The following is an 18,997-nucleotide window of genomic DNA, read 5'->3' as shown; positions in this document are numbered from 1 at the left end:
TAGGCAGAACACAGGGATGTCGAGCGCATTTTTGGAAGGAAAAAGGCTTGTCATTCCACTGACGTTCCTCATTTATTGTAGTCTTCGTCAAAAGTTGTTGTCAAGCTATTGCCAAATTTGCTTGGCCAGCTTGAAGCGGCATTAATCGAATTCCGTCCCGAGAGCTTCCGCATCCTCGCCTTCCCTGCTCAATACGCGGTCCAAAGCCCTGCGCGCAATGTCGCTGGAGAATCCTCTGCGCATGATAAAAGCAGCCGTTTTCCGCTTGCGATCCCACAAATCGCCTTTGGTTGTCCGCCATTTTTTGGCAGCCAGCTCTTCGGCGCTTCGCATTTCGTCATCTTCCCCAAGTGCATCCAAAGCATCGTCGATCAGCTCCGCGTCGACTCCTTTGCGTTTCAATTCCTGTTTGACCAATACCTTCCCTTTTTTGCGGCCGGTCACCCGCTGCTGCGCCCATTCCTGCGCGTAGGCCGCATCATCGATCAGATTCTCTTCTTGGAGCCTTTGCACCGTATCCGCGATAGCGTCAGGATCCAATTCTTTCTCGAGCAGCTTCTGTTCGATCTCTCCCGAGGTCCGGGATCTGAAGCTCAAGTAGTTGATAGCCTGCGCATAAGCGATCTGCCGTTCATTGGCATTGACGATTTCGTCCACTTCTTCTTTGTTAAAAAAGCTGCCTTTGGTCATGCCGTAGCGGACCATGGTGGATTCATGTACCGTGATATAATGCGGCCCGAAATAGATTCGATAGCTGCTTCGCGGACGGCGAAGCAGTTCGACCAGCGTCACCTGCTGAGCTTCGTCTTCGGGAAAATCATCCAGACTGTGCAGCGTTTCCGCTTGAAAGGTTTCCTGTTTTTCTTCGCCTTCCGCTTCGCTTTTCGATCCGCGGCTGCTGCTCCGATAACTGCCGAACTTCTTTTTACCAAAACTCATGGTTCTCCCTCTTTTCTGTCAATCCAACTGGGTAAGACTGTATCGTCCGTAAAAAGAAAAGCCCCGGCCGCATGCGCGCCGGGGCTCTTCTACTTATGAGATCGGCTTTGCAGCCTTATTTATTCGAGTTCCAGAAGTTCGCTCTCTTCCAATTCTTCGGCCTTCTTGTCGCTCTCCGATGGAGCTTCAATCATGGTTACCAGATTACTGGCTTGACGAATCTTGGTTTCGATCGCCATTGCGATTTCTTTGTGTTCTTTCAAGAATTGTTTGGCATTCTCGCGACCTTGACCAAGACGTTCGCCCGAATAGGAATACCAAGCACCGCTTTTTTCTACGATGTCCATCTCGGTTCCCATATCGATAAGGCTGCCTTCTTTGGAAATGCCTTCTCCGTACATGATATCCACTTCGGCTTGTTTGAACGGAGGGGCTACTTTGTTCTTCACGACTTTGATACGCGTACGGTTACCCACGATGTCGTTGCCCATCTTGATGGACTCGATCCGGCGCACATCGAGACGTACCGTCGAATAGAATTTCAGTGCGCGTCCGCCCGGCGTTGTTTCCGGGTTACCGAACATCACGCCGATTTTCTCGCGCAGCTGGTTAATGAAGATCGCGATCGTATTCGATTTGCTGATCGCGCCCGAAAGCTTACGGAGAGCCTGAGACATCAGACGAGCCTGCAGACCCACGTGGGAGTCGCCCATTTCGCCTTCGATTTCCGCCTTGGGTACGAGAGCCGCTACGGAGTCGATAACGATGATATCGACCGCGCCGCTGCGTACAAGCGCCTCGGCGATTTCCAGACCCTGCTCGCCGGTATCCGGCTGGGACAGCAGCAGCTCATCGACATTGACACCCAGGTTGCGGGCATATTTAGGGTCGAGGGCATGCTCGGCATCGATAAATGCCGCTTGACCGCCTGCTTTTTGAACTTCGGCTACCGCGTGCAGCGCAACCGTCGTTTTACCGGAAGATTCCGGGCCGTAAATTTCGATAATGCGGCCGCGCGGCATTCCGCCTGTTCCAAGTGCCACGTCCAATGCGATCGAACCGCTCGGTACGACTTCGACATTCATGTGCGTCGATTCTCCGAGTTTCATGATGGAACCTTTTCCGAATTGTTTCTCTATTTGGCGAAGCGCCATATCCAGCGCAGCACGACGATCTGACAATATATCCACACCCTTATCTATTGGTTTTGTACGTCTTTCGTACCTCTATCATAACGCTTTTAGACGGGTTTGCCAAGCCTTTTTTCGAACATACATTCGTATTTTTTGCGAACATCCCAGATGCCCGGCCAAGCGGCTTTTTGTTGTAAAAAAGCCCCCCATTCCACAAAAAAACCGCGGCGAGTCTCTGGTATCGCCACGGTTCTTCCGTCCTTCTATTATACCTAAAAATGTAATTAGGGTCAAACGAAAAGCGCATGCTTCGGCATGCGCTTAAACGTCGATCTCCCGCCCGATCAGGCGCAGGAGGGAGATGGGTCACTGCTGCTTCTCGGCCTGTACAAGTCTTTGCCACAGCCGGTACAGCAGCGTCTTGGTGGACCGTTTGCGAATGGTATCGCGGTTGCCTTTGATCCGCAGTTCGAACACTTCCGTCTCGCCTTCCCGCTCGGCGATCGCCACGTAGACGAGCCCTACCGGCTTGCGTTCGGAATAGCCCGGTCCGGCTACCCCGGTAACGGCCAGACCGTAATCCGTATCGGCAATCATCCGGACCTGCTCGGCCAGCACTTCGGCAACTTCCCGGCTTACCGCACCCGGTGCGTCTACGCCTTCCAGATAGTCGTGGGGGACGTTCAGCAGCTTTTCCTTCATCTCGTTGGAATAACAGACGATCCCCCCTCTAAGCATTGCTGCGCTGCCGGGAATCGTCGTCAGGCTCTGCATGACCATTCCGCCTGTGCAGCTCTCGGCGGCACTCACGGTCAAACCTAGATCCGCCATCATTTTGACAATCGTTTCTTCGATCGGCACATCCTCGCTCGCATACATATGCTCCGCGAGCCGGCTCTGGATCTGGACTTCCAGCGAGTTCAGCTTATGGTTGGCTTCCTGAATATTTTCCGCTTTGGTGGACAAACGGATCGCCACTTCTCCTTCTTTCGCATAAGGAGCGATCGTAGGATCGGTCTGCGCATCGATCAGATCAAGCAGTTTGTCTTCGAGTGCCGATTCGCCGATTCCCGCAAATTTCAGAATTCGCGAGTACAGCGGCATCTCGTCGGTCAGGACTTGATGGAGCAGCCAAGGTTTGGCTTCGTTCTCGAACATCGGCTTAAGCTCGCTTGGAGGTCCGGGAAGAACAATATAATGATGTTCCCCTTGGCTGATTGCCACCCCTACCGCAAGCCCTGTCGAGTTGGGCAGGGGAGAACATCCGTCGATGACAAGCGCCTGCCGTTTGTTGTTGTCGGTCATCTCGATTCCGCGGTCCGCGAAGAATTCGGTAATCTTGTCCATCGCCGGACGGTCCGTACGAAGTTCGAGTCCCAACGTTTCGGCCAAGGCATCCTTGGTCAAATCGTCCTGTGTGGGTCCAATCCCTCCGGAGAACACCAGCACATCCGCACGCTCCTCGGCCTGCCGAATCGCCTGCTTGAGACGTTCTTTGTTGTCCCCTACGACCGTCTGGAAATAAACATCGATTCCAAGCGATGCCAATTCCTGAGACAGATACTGCGCATTGGTATTCACAATTTGGCCAAGCAGAAGTTCGGTACCTACGGCAATGATTTCGGCTTTCACTGTGCGTCACACTCCATATCCAGAATAGGGAAAAGAATCGGCCTGCTTAAGCGCTTTTCAAAAGCTTGCGGTTGCGGACAAAATAATCCACGCCCGAGTAGACCGTTACCAGGACGGCTGCCCAGACAAAGATCGTGTCGGCAGGAATCCCCCAAATTTCGAACGGCAGATTGTTAAGCAGAAGCAGGGTAATGGCTACGATCTGCAGGACGGTCTTGATCTTGCCTCCGGCTCCGGCGGCCATCACGGCTCCGTCAAGCAGGGCGATTTGGCGAAGCCCGGTTACGGCAAACTCGCGGCTGATGATGACAATCGCCATCCAGGCGGCGAGTTTGTCCATCTGTACCAGCGAGATAAACGCTGCGGAGACGAGCAGCTTGTCCGCAAGCGGATCCAACAATTTGCCTAGGTTGGTCACCAGATTGCGGCTGCGCGCAATGTAACCGTCAATGCCATCCGTACACGATGCGATTACAAATACGATGCAGGCGATCAACTGCCCCCATTCCAGCTCCACTCCCTGCCAGACGATCGGCTCTGGCAGAAAAGGCAGGTCGGCCAGAAGGAAGACCATCATCACCGGAATCAGAAAGATTCGGCTCATTGTAATACGATTGGGAAGATTCATTTATCCATCCATTCCTTCCGATCGAGTGGTAACTCGTTTTTCTCTTCAACCTTACAAGTATAATATCCGAAAGTTTGGGTGTCAAAACGTCTGCCGCCTGCGGCTGCGCCCACAAAAATACCCTTCGCTTCCAAAAAGGAACGAAGGGTATGCGCGGAACATGCCGCTTATTTGAAATTGGTAAACTGAAGTTCGATCGGCAGATCGGCTTCCCGCAGCAGTTTCATAACGGCCTGCAGGTCGTCCCGGCTCTTCGAAGTGACGCGGATCTGGTCGCCCTGGATCTGACTTTTCACTTTGAGCTTGGAGTCGCGAATCAGCGTATTAATTTTTTTGGAACTGTCGGATTCGATCCCGGATTTAAGCCCCAACTTTTGACGTACGGTGTTCAGCGACGCGGACTCGATTTTGCCGAAGTCCAGATTCTTGAACGGTACGCCGCGCTTGATCATTTTGGATTGAAGAACATCGATAACCGCGCCCAGTTTGTACTCGTCGTCGGAAACAATCGTCAGCGAATCCTTATCGAGGTCGAAACTGGTTTGGGTTCCTTTGAAATCGAATCGGCTGGCAATTTCGCGTTCCGCCTGATCGATGGCGTTTTTGAGTTCTTGCATGTCCATTTTGGATACGATATCCATTGAATTTTCAGAAGCCACAATTCCTCTTCCTTTCGGGTAACATAATGTGAACGAATCCTTAGTTTTTCAGATTAATCTGGAAACGGGAAGTCGTTTTGCCGTCCGTGATCGGTTGGCCGTCGATGCGGATATCCGTCACCGGCGAATAACCGGATTTGATATACATGCCTTGACCGTCCAGGTCGAACGTCAGGGCTTCGCCTTCTTTGGTGTTCTGGTAGTAAAGTTTTTCGCCGCTTGTGCTGCCGCGATATACTTCAAGCCAGCTCATACCACTTGCGTTGATGGTCACTTTTACCGAAGCGCCTGCGGCAGGCTGCGCAGTGAATACCGTCGTTTTGCCCTGCTGCCCTGCCGGCGTCACAATCGTGGATCCGGTTGTATTGGCCGCTCCTTCTTCGCCGGCAGCGCCTTCCTCGCCAGCTGTTCCTTCTTCACCGGCTGCCGCATCGCCAGGCTGCGCAGTTTCGCCGGTGCCTTCGGTACCTTCAACCGTTTCCGTTCCGGTTTCGGTCGTTGTTCCCGGTTCCGCTGCCGGATCGGCAGGAGGCGTATCCGTTCCCGTTTCCGAAGCCGGAGGTTCTGTTTCCGCCGCCGGATCCACTGCAGCCGGGCTCTGTGCACCGCCGCCCGTCGCGTCCGCCGTACCGGATTCCGCAGGCGTTGTCGCCGGTTTGTCTGCCGGCTGCTGCGTCGTTGCCGTCGTATCCGGCGATTTGTCGTCGCCCGCTTTCGTATCTTCTTTGGTGCTGTTGACGTATACGATTCCCACAATGATCAAGATCAAGATCGGGAAAGTCCACATCAGCGCCGTCGACAGCCCTTTGCTGCCTTCACCGCGTCCGCCTCCGCCATTTGCGCCGCCTGCTCCCGATGCCGTGCGTGCGGAACGTTTGGTCAATACCGGCTCCATTACGCTTTCGGGCTCGGCCGCCGGCACATCTTTGGGATGATTTTGCAGCAGGGCATCCGGATCGAGTCCTACCGCTTCCGCATAAGTTTTGATAAAGGCCCGTACATAGAAACTTCCCGGCAGGACTTTGAAATCCCCCTGCTCGATCGCCTCCAAATAACGTTTACGAATTTTGGTCATTTCCTGCACATCTTCAAGCGACAGCCCTTTTTGCAAACGGGCGTCCTTCAACTGTTGTCCCAGATCGGACATTCCGTTCATCCCTCCTCGTTGTATTCAAAAGCTTGCCGGCATTCCGGTTTGCTCCAATGCATTTAAATATCGTCGGTGTAGCTTGTAGCGAACGTGTCGTAAATGATTTCTTCATCCGGCGTGCTTCGCAGCTCGATAATCATGTCGAACTGGGAGTGGTCGTACTCCGATTCGCGCATGAAAATATCCGGATGCTCGATCACTTTCGTGCACGGCATCGCCATGATTTCTTTCAACAGCTGATAGTGCTTTTCGTTCGACCGGATGGTACTGACAATTCCGTCGATAATAAAAACGTTATTGGGATTCATTTCTTCTTCGGACATCTGGTTGCGCACCGTTTGACGAAGAAGTGTCGACGAAACGAACGTCCAGTGCTTCATGGCACAGACGCTGCCCGCGATAATCGATTCGGTCTTGCCCACACGCGGCATTCCCCGCAAGCCGATCACCTGGTTGCCTTCGCGCTTGAAAAGTTCGCCCAGAAAATCGACCAGCAGACCGAGTTCGTCGCGCGTAAAACGGAACGTCTTGCGGTCGTCCGAATCGCGCTCGATATATCTGCCGTGGCGCACCGCCAAAATATCGACCAGCTTCGGCGGACGCAGAGCGGTCACCGTGACGCTGTCGACTTTTTTGAGCATGGCGCCCAGCAGCTGGATTTTCTCGTCGTCCGTCGTTTCGAGAAGCATCCCCCGCGTCCGGCCTTCCACACCGTTGATCGTAATGATATTAACTTCCAGCATCCCCAGAATCGACGCGATGTCTCCGAGAAGACCCGGCCTATTCTTATGTATGCGATATTCCATATACCATTGTTTGGTTTCCATGATCCATCTCTCTTCCGTGTTCCCCGCAATTTTAAAGCTCGAAGCGAAACTGATCTTTGGGCTGTAACCTTCGTCTAATGATATTAAAAATGCCGTTTAAACGCAAGAAACAGATTCTTCATCTTTCACGAAGCCGCTGGCCGCCCTTTTTTGACCTAGGTAACCCATCCGCCATTCGGGCTCAGAATCTGTCCGGTCATGTAAGACGATTCCGGAAGCGATAGGAAGCGGACCGTTTCGGCAATCTCGCTCGGTTCGGCCAATCGACCGACCGGTATTTCTTCCGCCAAAGCCGCCAATTCTTCCGAAGACAAGGTGCCCAGCATAGCCGTCCGGACGGCTCCGGGAGCCACCGCATTTACCGAAACGCCCGACAGGGCGAGTTCTTTGGCAAGCGCCTTGGTAAAGGCGTTGATTCCTCCTTTGGCTGCCGAGTAGACCACTTCGCATGAAGCGCCCGTCAGCCCCCACACCGACGAAATATTGATAATTCTTCCGAATTTCCGCGCAACCATTTCTCCCATAAAAGCTTGGGTGCACAAAAAAGTGCCTTTGAGATTGATATCCATCACTTGGTCCCATTCTTCATCCGTCACATCGCACAGCATCCCGTAATGCGATACCCCGGCATTGTTGACGAGCACATCGGGGACAAAGCCCGCCGATTTGAGTTCATCGCGCATCCGCAGGATCTGCTCTCTGCTGCGTACATCCGCGCGTGCCGTCAGCACTTCGGCCGCACCAAGCGATGCACAGCGATCCGCCGCCGCGCGCACGGCTTCTGCCGATGAAGAATAATGAAGCGCAACCCGGCACCCGTCCGCGGCAAAACGCTCGGCGATCGCCGAGCCAATGCCTCCGGACGCACCGGTTACGAGGACGGCCGTGCCGGAAGGCTTGCGCCGACCGGCTCTTTTTTCCCCGTCCGCCATCATGCGCCTTTTACGACGGATACGGCGCGCCGATCCCAACGTACATGTTCGCGCAGCCGAGCGTTTACTTCTTCCAAGGTCATATTCTCGTAAATTTCCAATACGGCAAACAGATCGCCGCCGCGGAACTTGTAGCGGGTAAACTCGTGAGCGATACTTTCCGGGGAATTGAGCATCCGCAGATAGCCGCCGATTTTCTTTTTCCGCGCCCGTTCGAACGCTTTCGCTTCAAAACCGCTTTGCGACAAACGTTCCGATTCTTCGCGGATCCGGTCCATCAGCAGCTCGGGATCGCGAGTGTCTCCCCCGATCACCGAAAACGCGTATTCCGGCGTTGCCCGGAAGTCCCCGCCGAAACCGTCGGTAATCAGCGCTTCGTCGTACAATTTCTGATAGAGCGGCGTACTGCTGCCGAGCAGCAGATCCAGCATCAGTTCTGTCGTCAGATCGAGCTTGACCAATTCCGGTCCGTCCACTTTCGGGGCCGCTTCCTTGAACCCGAACAGGCACTTCGGCAGCGAGACGGGCAGATTCAGTTCTTTGCGCTCCTGCGACACCTGCTCCGGTTCCGGGTCGAAGAAACGCTCGATCTCCGCCTGCGGACCGTAATTTTTGGCGGCCTGGTTGGCTTTTACCTGCGCGATAACCTTCTCCGGATCGACGCCGCCTACGACGAACAGCAGCATATTGCTCGGATGATAAAACGTATGGTAGCAGGCATAAAGCGTTTCTTTGGTAATTTCGCTGATTGACTCGATTGTGCCCGCAATATCGATATGCACCGGATGGACGCTGTACAGCGCTTCAATCAGGCCGTAGTATACACGCCAGTCCGGATTGTCCTGATACATCTGGATTTCCTGTCCGATGATGCCTTTTTCCTTTTCGACGTTCTCGTCGGTAAAGTAAGGATTCTGCACGAAATTAACGAGCGTTTCCAGATTTTCTTCGATTTTTTCCGTCGCGGAAAACAGGTAGGTGGTCTGGTCGAAGCTGGTAAATGCGTTGGAAGAAGCCCCCTGCGTCGAAAACTTCAGAAACACGTCGCCTTCCGGTTCTTCAAATACTTTGTGTTCCAGGAAATGGGCGATACCGTCCGGCACGCGATGTTCATCCTGCCCGGTCACGCGGAAACGGTTGTCGACGGAGCCGTAGCGGGTCGAGAAGGTTGCGTATGTCTTCTGAAATCCTTCTTTGGGCAGCACGTAAACACTGAGCCCGTTGTCCAGCTTTTCGTAATACAGCGTTTCCTGCAGATGCTTGTAGACAATGCGCTCCATCGTTATTCCCCCTCTTTTCCCGTCAAAAAGTAAATGGTGTCGAGGCGGAAATTCTGCGCCGCTTCGGCCACCTGCTGCGCCGTCATGCTCTCGACCTGTTCGAGCAGCTCGGAGACGGAACGTTCGCGTCCGGACAGCCGTCCGCCGAAATCGTGATGAATCATCTGGAACGCGGAGTCGCGAATTTCACGCAGATCGTTGCCGAGCATGGCTTGGGTCTGACTGAGTTCGGTTTCGGTAATCTCTCCCGCTTTCATGGCATCGAGCTGCACCCGGATAATCTCCAGCGCACGGTCGTAATTGCCGATCTCGATTCCCGACTGGATCGTCCCGAATGCTTTATGCGGTTCATACTGCGACGAAGCGTAATAGGCCAGGCTCGCTTTTTCCCGCACGTTCTGGAACAGCTTCGAATGCGGATAGCCGCCCAGTACGCCGTTATAGACAAGCGCCGACGCATAACGGTCATCCGCATAGTCGATCGACGTTTTGAATCCGATATTGAGTTTGCCCTGCGACACGTCCATCGTTTCTTTGACGATATGCGGGTTGCCTACCCCTTCGCTTTTGGCGCTTCTTGCGTATTCGTACGGCGAATGTCCCGGTCCGGCAATATCGAAATGCTTATGCACGATGCCTTGGACTTCTGCAAGTGTCGCATCGCCGACCACGTACAGGTCCAGTACCGCTTCCGACAACCATTTTCGATAGGATTCGTGCAGCGAAGAAGCATCCAGATGTTCGAGTGCTTCTCTTTTGCCGAGCGCATTCAGACGATAGGATTCTCCGGCAAACATTTCTTCCACGCAGCGGGCGCCGGCATAACGGGCTTTGTTGTTGATGATCGCGTCCAGCTTTTTGCGTACGTTATCGCGTTCGGCGTCGACGAATTTGCTTTTGAAAACGCCGTTCTCCAACGCGGGCCGAGTCAGCGTTTCCCCGAGGAAAGCCAGCGAGTTCTCGAGCAGCTGCTCTTCTTTGCCTACAAAAGCATCATTGATGGTATCCATGCGAAACTGGACAATCTGGCTGCCGTCGCGTTTATATACATCAAAACCGAATCCGGCTCCGTACAATTCTTCGAGTCGCTCGCGAAACAAAATCGTCTCGGGATAGGCGGCACTGCCCCGGCGCAGCACGAAAGGCGTCAGCGCAATCGGCGTTACCGTTTCTTCTTGCAGCGAAGCTCCGGCATACAGGGAAACGGCAAATGTCTTAAACCGCTTGGTCGGCAGCACATGGATACGTATCCGGCCTTCCGCTGCCCGTTCAAATCCTGTCGTACTCATCGTTATCACTCCTTAGGCTTCGGCGGATTCCGCTCGGTCCATTCATATTGTTAAACTTTAACCATTCTTGATTATTCTAACCCAACGCCGAGAGGGGAATCAACCCGGAGGAGTCCCCAGTCCAAAAGGACGAAAAAACGAAAAAGATCCCGGCATCCGCAGAGGCGCAAAGCGCCGCAGCTGCGAACGACGAAATCGATTGGCCTTTCATTTACGCGATCAAGAACCGGCCGCCGCCCGGCTGGCCTGCAGCTGTTCGATCGAGATCAGCACCTCGCGCGGCTTGCTGCCCTCGTAAGGGCCGACTACGCCGCGGGCTTCCATGGTGTCAACCAGACGTCCGGCGCGCGTATACCCGACTCTCATGCGCCGCTGAAGCAGCGAAACGGAAGCCTGCTTGGCTTCGACGACAATTTGTACCGCCTGATCGTACAATTCGTCCATGACCTCTTCCGGTTGGGCGGCATTCTCGTCGATTTCCGGAACCAGTGCCGTATCGTATTCCGCTTCGGCCTGACCGCTGCAGTACGCAACAATTTCTTCCACTTCGTTGTCGCTGAGAAAAGCTCCCTGAACCCGAATCGGTTTGGACGCGCCCATCGGCATAAAGAGCATATCGCCTCTACCGAGCAGCTTCTCCGCGCCGCCCATATCGAGAATCGTCCGCGAGTCGACCTGCGACGAGACGCCGAATGCGATCCGCGAAGGAATATTGGCTTTGATTACGCCCGTAATAACATCGACTGAAGGACGCTGCGTGGCAATAATCAGATGGATGCCCGCTGCCCGTGCCATCTGCGCGAGACGCGCAATCGCATCTTCGACGTCGCCGGCCGCAACCATCATCAAATCGGCCAATTCGTCGACAATGACGACGATATAAGGCAGGATCGCCGAAGGATTGTCTTTCATCAGCGTGTTGTAGCCTTCGATATTTCGGGTGGACGATTTGGAAAACAGTTCGTACCGTTTCTCCATCTCGACAACGATCTTCTTGAGCGCAAGCGACGCCCGCCGGGGATCGGTTACGACCGGTGCCAGCAGATGCGGGATCCCGTTGTAGATGTTAAGCTCCACCATCTTGGGATCGACCATAAGGAATTTGACTTCGTCCGGCTTCGCTTTGTACAGAATACTTGCAATAATACCGTTGATACAGACCGATTTGCCCGAACCCGTCGCACCCGCTACCAGCAGATGGGGCATCCGGGCCAGGTTGCCGACGATGGTCTGACCCGAAATATCCCGGCCGAAAGCAACGGTAAGCTTGGAAGCCGCTTCTTCGAATACCGGCGAATCCATCACCTCACGCATCGTCACCATCGAGACTTCGTTGTTAGGCACTTCGATGCCGATTGCGGACTTGCCCGGGATCGGCGCTTCCATCCGGATATCTTTGGCGGCGAGCGCCAGGGCGATATCGTCGGTCAGCCCGACGATCCGGCTTACTTTGACCCCGACATCCGGCTGGATCTCGTAGCGGGTAACCGCCGGGCCTCTTACGACTTCAAGTACGCGGGCACGAACGCCAAAGCTTTCCAGCGTCGCTTCCAGCTTGCGGGCCGTCTGCATGTAGTCCGCTTGACTTGTCGAAGTCGTGTCTTCTTTGGGCATCGCCAGCAGACTGAGCGGAGGCAGTTTATAAGGCTTGGGAGGCGGCTTCAGCTGCTCGCCCGCGGCAGTTTCCAGCAGTTCGCCGGCCGCGGCGGGGATCGACGGATCGCCTTCGGGAAGAGGCGCGGCAGTCGCTCCGGATCCGGCGTTTGCCGGCTGCTCCGCCGACATTGGAGCCGGGATTCCGGTCGGCGGAAGTTCTTCCGCCGCGATAAAATCTTCGGCATCGTCGGATAACGGAAGCTCCTCGGTACCGGGCGTCGAATCGATCTTTTTCTCTGCCCGGATACGCTCGAAAAAGTCCCGGATAATCGGCGCCTGCCGTTCTTCTTCCACCGAAACGGTCTCGCGTTCACGCTGTTCGCTTGGCACGCCGTAGAAGCCTGTCACCTTGAATTCATCCTGAGGCACTTCCGCAGCTTCGACTTCTTCGGAAGCTTTGCGGCGTCCAGGCAGAGCGGCGGTCAGGCCGCGCCGGCCTCCGTCTTCCGGTTCCGGCAGCGCTTCGCGTCTGCTCTTGGCCGCGTCGGCTTTCTCCTTGGAACGGGCATCGGCTTCGATCCTCCGCTCTTCGGACGCTTCGCGCTCTTCCTTCAGACGAGCTCCCGCCGAACGAGCCGCATCGCCGGCTTTGCGCCGCAGCATACCCATCAGGTCCACATAGGACATCTGGGTAATCAGCATCAGCCCGATAATCAGCAGAACGGCTGCCGCAAGCTTCGCTCCCGCCATCCCGACCATAAGGAAGAGCAGCGACAGCATCAGCGCACCAAAGTAGCCTCCGCCGATCGGGCGCAGGAACGGAGTCGTTTGTTCCATCTTGGCGTCGGGAGCGATAAGCGACCGATGAAGATCGCTTTGAGCGGCCGATATAATCCCTTGGGCGCTCAACTGCCCTTCAAGCTCGGAGTGGGCTTGAATCTCTCCAATCGACAGCATCAGGACACCCGCCAAAGACATCAGGATCAGTCCCGACTTGCGGGCGCTCCAGCCGTACGGAAGTCCCCTCCGAATCATCAGATATAACCCTGTATAGATCCCCAGCAGCGGAATGACCGCATAAGCTTTGCCCAGTACCAGACCGAAACCTGCCGACAGCAGCTGACCGATAAAAGCCTGACCGGACAGTCCGATCACGGACAGGGTAATCAGCACAATGCCGTAAATTTCATATTTAAGAGCGCTCGCAAGCGACCCGTTCTTTTTTTTGCTGTTTTTGGCCGGCGTCTTGCGGCTGCCGCCCGAACGAGGCTTACTGCCGCCGCGTGCCGTTGTCCCTTTTTTTGGAGCCAATTCCGATCCCTCCTGCCGTTAAAACACTCTTCCCATAATAGCACATAAGTTCGCCAAAAGGCAGATAAAAACCGCTTCCCTTTTCCGTCAAAAAAGCAAAAAGCCCTTCTCCGTCGGGACCGTTTGCAAGATCGTCCGGAGAAGGGCGGGAAAAGCCCGAATTATAAAACCGCTGTGCGGCTGATTAGACTTCCATGATGATCGGCAGGATCATCGGACGACGACGGGTTTGATCGAAGAGGAAACGTCCCAACGAGTCTTTGACGCCCGATTTGAGCGAAGCCCACTCGTTGACATTTTCGCTCATCAGACGCTGCAGCGTGCTTGTTACGACACGGTTTGCTTCGTCAAGCAGCCCTTCGGACTCACGCACATATACGAACCCGCGCGAAATGATGTCCGGTCCCGATACGATACGACCGTCCTGCTTGCTGAGCGTAACCACAACAACCAGAATTCCGTCCTGCGACAGCAGTTTGCGGTCACGCAGAACGATATTGCCCACGTCGCCTACACCCAGTCCGTCGATCAGAACGTTGCCGGAAGGCACTTTGCCTGCTTTGCGGGCTTCGCCGTTGTGAATTTCAACCGTATCGCCGATATCGATCAGGAAGATGTTGTCCGGATCGACACCGATCGATTCGCCCAGCTGTGCGTGTTTGCGCAGCATTCGGTATTCGCCGTGGATCGGAATAAAGAATTTCGGACGCATCAGGTTCAGCATCAGCTTCAATTCTTCCTGCGAACCGTGACCCGATACGTGAACTCCTTTGTTCGAACCGCTGTAGATGACTTCGGCTCCAAGGCGGAACAGGGCATCAATCGTACGGCCTACGTATTTTTCGTTACCCGGAACCGGCGTAGCGGCAATGATTACCGTGTCGCCCGGCAGAATGTCCACTTTGCGGTGCGTCGAACGCGCCATGCGGCTGAGCGCCGACATCGGCTCGCCCTGACTGCCCGTGCACAGAATAGCAACGCGGTCGGCGCCGATGCGGTTGATCTCTTCAGGCTCTATGATCATCCCTTCCGGAATTTCCAGATAGCCAAGCTCCGAAGCGATGGCTACCACGTTCACCATGCTGCGTCCGATTACGACAATCTTGCGATCGGTTGCCACTGCGGCATTTACGACCTGTTGAATCCGGTGTACGTTGGAAGCGAATGTCGCAACGACTACACGCTGGCGGGCTTTGCGGAAAATGTCTTCCAGAACGACGCCTACGCTGCGCTCGGAAGGCGTAAAGCCCGGTTTTTCGGCGTTGGTGCTGTCGGACAGCAGAGCCAGAACGCCTTTTTGTCCGATTTCGGCCATACGCTGCAGATCGGCAAACTGATCGTTGACCGGCGTGTGGTCGAATTTAAAGTCGCCCGTATGAACGACATTGCCTTCCGGTGTTTCGATGCATACCCCGACGGAATCCGGAATACTGTGGTTTGTTTTGAAGAACGTAGCGGTCAGCGTGCTGCCCAGCTTCAGTTCGGAATCGGCATTGATCAGAATACGCTTCGTTTCACCCAGCAGGTTCGCTTCGCGAAGTTTGTTCTCGATCAGACCAAGGGTCAGTTTTGTCGCGTACAGCGGCACGTTCAGGTGTTTGAGGACATAAGGAAGACCGCCGATGTGATCTTCGTGACCGTGAGTAACGATGATCGCTCTGACTTTATCGCGATTTTCTGTCAGGTAACTGATATCCGGGATAACCAGGTCGATGCCCAGCATGTCTTCTTCCGGGAACTTCAGACCGGCGTCGATGACGACGATATCGTCACCGTACTGAACGACATACATATTCTTGCCGATCTCGCCGACGCCGCCCAAGGCGAAAATTGTCAATTTCTCTGCGGTATTGTTTTTCTTTACCAAGATAGATAAACCTCCTAAAATAATAGTAGTCATTATACAATATTTGTTTTTATAAATGTTGGACGTTTGCTATTTTTACGGTTTTTGGCATAGCTCGAACAAGGACTTTCACCTCACGATTTCGAGAGGGCTTTTTGTACGCAAAAGCCGCCCGATGCCGATCGATCAAGCCGATGCACGAACCTCCGTCAAATATGGTTCGTGTTGTTTTTCTATAACCCGCACCCAGTCACTTGCATCCATTATACATGAATGAAAACCCAAAATACAAGTCGAGAGCCCTCTCATTCCCTTTCCACCCTGCCGGCCGAGCCGTTCAATCGTTGATTCCCAAGCCTTTTGGGCATACAAAAAAGCGCTGTTTCTTTTGAAGAAACAGCGCTTTTTTGTATGCTTTTATTCCTATTCAGTCGAAGTCGGCCATAAACCGTTCGATATACCGCTTCTCGTCTTCTGCCGCTTCGACCAGCGGAAGTCTTACCCCGCCGACCTCGAAGCCTCTTAATTGAAGAGCGTATTTGACGGCTACCGGATTCGGTACCGGATGCGGACAGGCGAAAAGTCCTTTGAATACAGGCAGCAGCGAATGGTACACCGCCGCCGCTTGATCCGCTTCTCCTCCGGCATGCGCCGCAAGCATCTCGCTCATCCGGGCCCCTACCACATGGCTGGCTACGCTGACGATCCCGTAGGCCCCGACGGACAGAGCCGACAGCGAAGCCGTATCGTCGCCGGAGTAGACGCGGAATCCTTCGGGCGCATTCGCCGCGATATAAGCGACCTGCTCGGTCGGACCGCATTCCTTGACAGCCACCACGTTCGGCAGCTGTGCCAGACGAAGCGTGGTTTCCGCTTCCAGATTCGACGCCGTCCGACTCGGCACATTGTACAGCATAACCGGAAGCTTGGTCGCCTGGGCAACAGCCGCAAAGTGCGCGTACAAGCCGTCCTGGTTCGGCCGGTTGTAATAAGGGACGACCAGAAGGACTCCGTCGGCTCCGGCTTTTTCCGCTTCCCGTGTCAGTTCGATGCTGTGTTTCGTGTCGTTGCTGCCGGTTCCCGCAATGATGCTGCAGCGTCCCGCCGCATGACGCACCGCAAGATCCAGCAGCTTTATTTTTTCTTCGTCGCTCAATGTCGGCGATTCGCCCGTCGTGCCGAACACGACGATCGACTGTGTCCGCTGCCGCTCGATCAGCATATCGATCAGAGGGGGAACCTGCGTCCAAGCCACTTCTCCCTGCTCGTCAAAAGGAGTGACCATGGCGGTTATCAGTCGTCCGAAATCCATTTTCATTCTCTCCTTCTTCGTGCTCTTTGATAGGCGCTGTCCGGGTCCGGATTAACGGTGCAGCTCGAAACGGGCATGCAGCGCTTTGAGCGCTTTGACCATATCGTCCTTTTTGACCAGAACCCAAATTGTCGTATTCGAGTCCGCCGATTGAAGGATCTGCACGTTCTGCAGCGTCAGTGCTTCGACGATATGCGACATAATTCCCGGAACTCCGTTAATGCCTCCGCCGATGACGGATACTTTGGCACAGCCTCCCAAAGCGCGCGGTTCATACCCGATAGCCCGTAGGGCAGCCAGCGCGCGTTCCGCTTCGGAGTCGAATACCGTATAAACGGCACCGACCGGCGTTACATTGATAAAGTCGACGCTGATCGCGTTTTCGGCCATCGCCTTGAACACGTTCAGAGACAGCTGTCCGCTTGGATCCGGCTGCTCGACCGTAATCTGCGTCACGCTGCTCACATAGGCAATACCGGTCACGAAGCGGTCGATCACACCTGCCGACACGTCCGCAAAGTTTTCCGGATGCGTAACGAGAGTGCCTTCTTCTTCGGAAAAGGTCGAACGTACCCGGACCGGAATTTGCGCCTGCATGGCAATTTCCACGGCGCGCGGATGAATGACTTTCGCACCCTGATACGCCATATTGCAAATTTCCGTATAGCTGACCACTTCAAGAGGTTTGGCGTCTTCCACCAAACGCGGATCGGCGGTCAGAATACCGTTCACATCCGTATAGATATCCACGATCTCTGCATGCAGGGCAGCGCCAAGCGCCGTCGCCGACGTATCGCTGCCGCCTCTGCCGAGGGTAGTGAGATCTCCGTATTCGTTTTGTCCCTGGAAACCGGTGACGATCACGACACTGTGGTCCTGAAGCTCGCGCAGTACCCGTTCCGGACGCATCTCCAGAATCCGCGCGTTGCCGAAATGACTATCCGTCATAAATCCGGCCTGCGCACCCGTCAGAACGGTTGCGTCGATCCCTTCTTGATGCAAAATGCCGCATAGGGTAGCCGCGGAAATAATTTCTCCGCAGCCCATCAGCAAATCCTTCTCTTTGGCGGGAAGCGATTTGCCGCTTGTTCCCGCCGCCCAGCCCAGAAGCGTGTCGGTCGCGTAAGGATCGCCGCTGCGCCCCATTGCGGAAACGACGACGACCAACTGATAACCGGCAGCCAGCTCGCGCTGGATATGACGGACGACGTGCACTCTTGCTTCTTCCGAAGACAGCGACGTTCCGCCGAATTTTTGAACCCGAATAGCCATGGTCTCTTCCTTTCGTTTATGCCTGCTGCGAACGAGCCGCAATAATTTCCGCGATTTGCACAGCGTTCCACGCCGCGCCTTTGAGCAGATTGTCGGAGACGATCCACAGGTTCAGACCCGTCGGCGAATCGAGATCGCGGCGCAGACGGCCCACGAATACATCGTTTTTGCCGGCGGCTTCGGTAGCCAGCGGATAGGCCTGATTGGCCGGATCGTCGATCACGGTAAGGCCAGGGGCATTTTCCAGCAGTTCGCGAACTTCCTGCAGGTCGTATTCCGAACCCAATTCGACATATACCGATTCCGAATGTCCGTAGACAACCGGAATACGCACACAGGTTGCCGTCACTTGAAGCGACTCGTCGCCCATGATTTTTTTGGTTTCGTTGATCATTTTCATTTCTTCATAAGTAAATCCGTTGTCCGTAAACTTGTCGATCTGCGGCACGGCGTTAAAAGCAATCTGATGCTTTACCGGCAGCGAAGCCACAGGCAGTACATCGGGATTGACCGGTTCGCCGTTCACAATGGCACGGGTCTGGCGGTTCAGTTCGGCAATCGCTTTGGCACCCGAACCCGACACCGCCTGATACGTCGAAACGATGATCCGTTTAAGGCCATAGCGATCCTGCAGCGGTTTGAGTGCGGCAACCATCTGGATCGTCGAGCAGTTCGGATTGGCGATTACGCCGTTGTGCTCGAAAATCTTCTCCTCGTTCACTTCCGGAACGACCAGCGGAGCGGTCGGATCCATACGGAACGCGCTTGTATTGTCGATACATACCGTACCGCGTTTGATCGCTTCAGGCACGAGTGCCTTGCTGACGTCTCCGCCCGCACTGAAGAGCGCAATCTGCACGCCTTCAAAGCTTTCCGGCTTGGCTTCTTCGACGATAACGTCTTGTCCCTTGAACGAAAGCTTGCTTCCGGCGCTTCTCGCGGACGACAGCAGTTTCAAGGTTTTGACGGGGAAATTGCGTTCTTCAAGCAGTCTGAGGATTTGTTCGCCGACCGCGCCGGTTGCGCCGACTACGGCTACGTTAAACGTTTCATTCGACATCTGGGTCTCTCCTTTTATAGGGCAAAATCGCTAAACATCAAGGTTCGCATTGTGAATATCATAGTTTGTATCCAGGCAAAATGCAAGACGAATACATCCGATGTCAACGTTCCGAAACAAAAAAAACCCGC

15 protein-coding genes are annotated in these 18,997 nt (G+C 54.6%); all 15 read right to left on the bottom strand.

What is annotated here, in order from left to right:
- Positions 1–141: 141 nt before the first annotated feature.
- Positions 142–939, bottom strand: a complete 798-nt coding sequence (locus tag HRQ60_RS04860; protein ID WP_172194506.1) for a regulatory protein RecX — start codon at positions 937–939, stop codon at positions 142–144.
- Positions 940–1,058: 119 nt separating this feature from the next.
- On the bottom strand, positions 1,059–2,120 hold the full coding sequence (recA, locus tag HRQ60_RS04855) for a recombinase RecA (protein WP_172194505.1): 1,062 nt from the start codon (positions 2,118–2,120) through the stop codon (positions 1,059–1,061).
- Positions 2,121–2,438: 318 nt separating this feature from the next.
- A complete protein-coding gene (locus HRQ60_RS04850; RefSeq protein ID WP_172194504.1) occupies positions 2,439–3,704 on the bottom strand; it encodes a competence/damage-inducible protein A in 1,266 nt (421 codons plus the stop codon).
- Between the two features lie 46 nt (positions 3,705–3,750).
- Complete coding sequence (gene pgsA, locus HRQ60_RS04845; protein WP_172194503.1) at positions 3,751–4,332, bottom strand: CDP-diacylglycerol--glycerol-3-phosphate 3-phosphatidyltransferase; 582 nt, start codon at positions 4,330–4,332, stop codon at positions 3,751–3,753.
- Between the two features lie 167 nt (positions 4,333–4,499).
- The gene (locus tag HRQ60_RS04840; protein ID WP_172194502.1) at positions 4,500–4,991 is read right to left on the bottom strand and encodes a YajQ family cyclic di-GMP-binding protein; all 492 of its coding nucleotides are present in this window, start codon (positions 4,989–4,991) and stop codon (positions 4,500–4,502) included.
- A 40-nt stretch (positions 4,992–5,031) separates the two neighbouring features.
- Positions 5,032–6,138: a helix-turn-helix domain-containing protein gene (locus HRQ60_RS04835; RefSeq protein WP_172194501.1), complete on the bottom strand. Its 1,107-nt coding sequence runs from the start codon at positions 6,136–6,138 to the stop codon at positions 5,032–5,034.
- Between the two features lie 62 nt (positions 6,139–6,200).
- On the bottom strand, positions 6,201–6,968 hold the full coding sequence (locus HRQ60_RS04830; protein ID WP_172194500.1) for a YmfK family protein: 768 nt from the start codon (positions 6,966–6,968) through the stop codon (positions 6,201–6,203).
- A gap of 155 nt (positions 6,969–7,123) precedes the next feature.
- Complete coding sequence (gene ymfI / locus HRQ60_RS04825) at positions 7,124–7,900, bottom strand: elongation factor P 5-aminopentanone reductase (RefSeq protein WP_172194499.1); 777 nt, start codon at positions 7,898–7,900, stop codon at positions 7,124–7,126.
- The gene (yfmH, locus tag HRQ60_RS04820; protein WP_172194498.1) at positions 7,900–9,180 is read right to left on the bottom strand and encodes an EF-P 5-aminopentanol modification-associated protein YfmH; all 1,281 of its coding nucleotides are present in this window, start codon (positions 9,178–9,180) and stop codon (positions 7,900–7,902) included. The genes ymfI and yfmH overlap by 1 nt, the downstream gene beginning before the upstream one ends.
- Positions 9,181–9,182: 2 nt before the next feature.
- Positions 9,183–10,469, bottom strand: coding sequence for an EF-P 5-aminopentanol modification-associated protein YfmF (gene yfmF / locus HRQ60_RS04815; protein ID WP_172194497.1), 1,287 nt, complete (start codon positions 10,467–10,469; stop codon positions 9,183–9,185).
- A 219-nt stretch (positions 10,470–10,688) separates the two neighbouring features.
- Positions 10,689–13,250, bottom strand: coding sequence for an FtsK/SpoIIIE family DNA translocase (locus HRQ60_RS04810; RefSeq protein WP_343044609.1), 2,562 nt, complete (start codon positions 13,248–13,250; stop codon positions 10,689–10,691).
- Between the two features lie 310 nt (positions 13,251–13,560).
- Complete coding sequence (locus tag HRQ60_RS04805; RefSeq protein WP_425501624.1) at positions 13,561–15,276, bottom strand: ribonuclease J; 1,716 nt, start codon at positions 15,274–15,276, stop codon at positions 13,561–13,563.
- Between the two features lie 373 nt (positions 15,277–15,649).
- Positions 15,650–16,534, bottom strand: coding sequence for a 4-hydroxy-tetrahydrodipicolinate synthase (gene dapA, locus HRQ60_RS04800; RefSeq protein WP_172194494.1), 885 nt, complete (start codon positions 16,532–16,534; stop codon positions 15,650–15,652).
- A gap of 51 nt (positions 16,535–16,585) precedes the next feature.
- Complete coding sequence (dapG, locus tag HRQ60_RS04795) at positions 16,586–17,806, bottom strand: aspartate kinase (protein ID WP_172194493.1); 1,221 nt, start codon at positions 17,804–17,806, stop codon at positions 16,586–16,588.
- 16 nt (positions 17,807–17,822) lie between these two features.
- Positions 17,823–18,866 carry an aspartate-semialdehyde dehydrogenase gene (locus HRQ60_RS04790; RefSeq protein ID WP_172194492.1) on the bottom strand — a complete coding sequence of 348 codons (1,044 nt, stop codon included), beginning with the start codon at positions 18,864–18,866 and terminating at the stop codon, positions 17,823–17,825.
- Positions 18,867–18,997: the final 131 nt, after the last annotated feature.

This window comes from Saccharibacillus qingshengii, assembly GCF_013185195.1.
Classification (GTDB): Bacteria; Bacillota; Bacilli; order Paenibacillales; family Paenibacillaceae; genus Saccharibacillus; species Saccharibacillus qingshengii.
The sequence above is the reverse complement of the archived record's forward strand: the minus strand, read 5'-3'. Positions and strand labels throughout refer to the sequence as shown.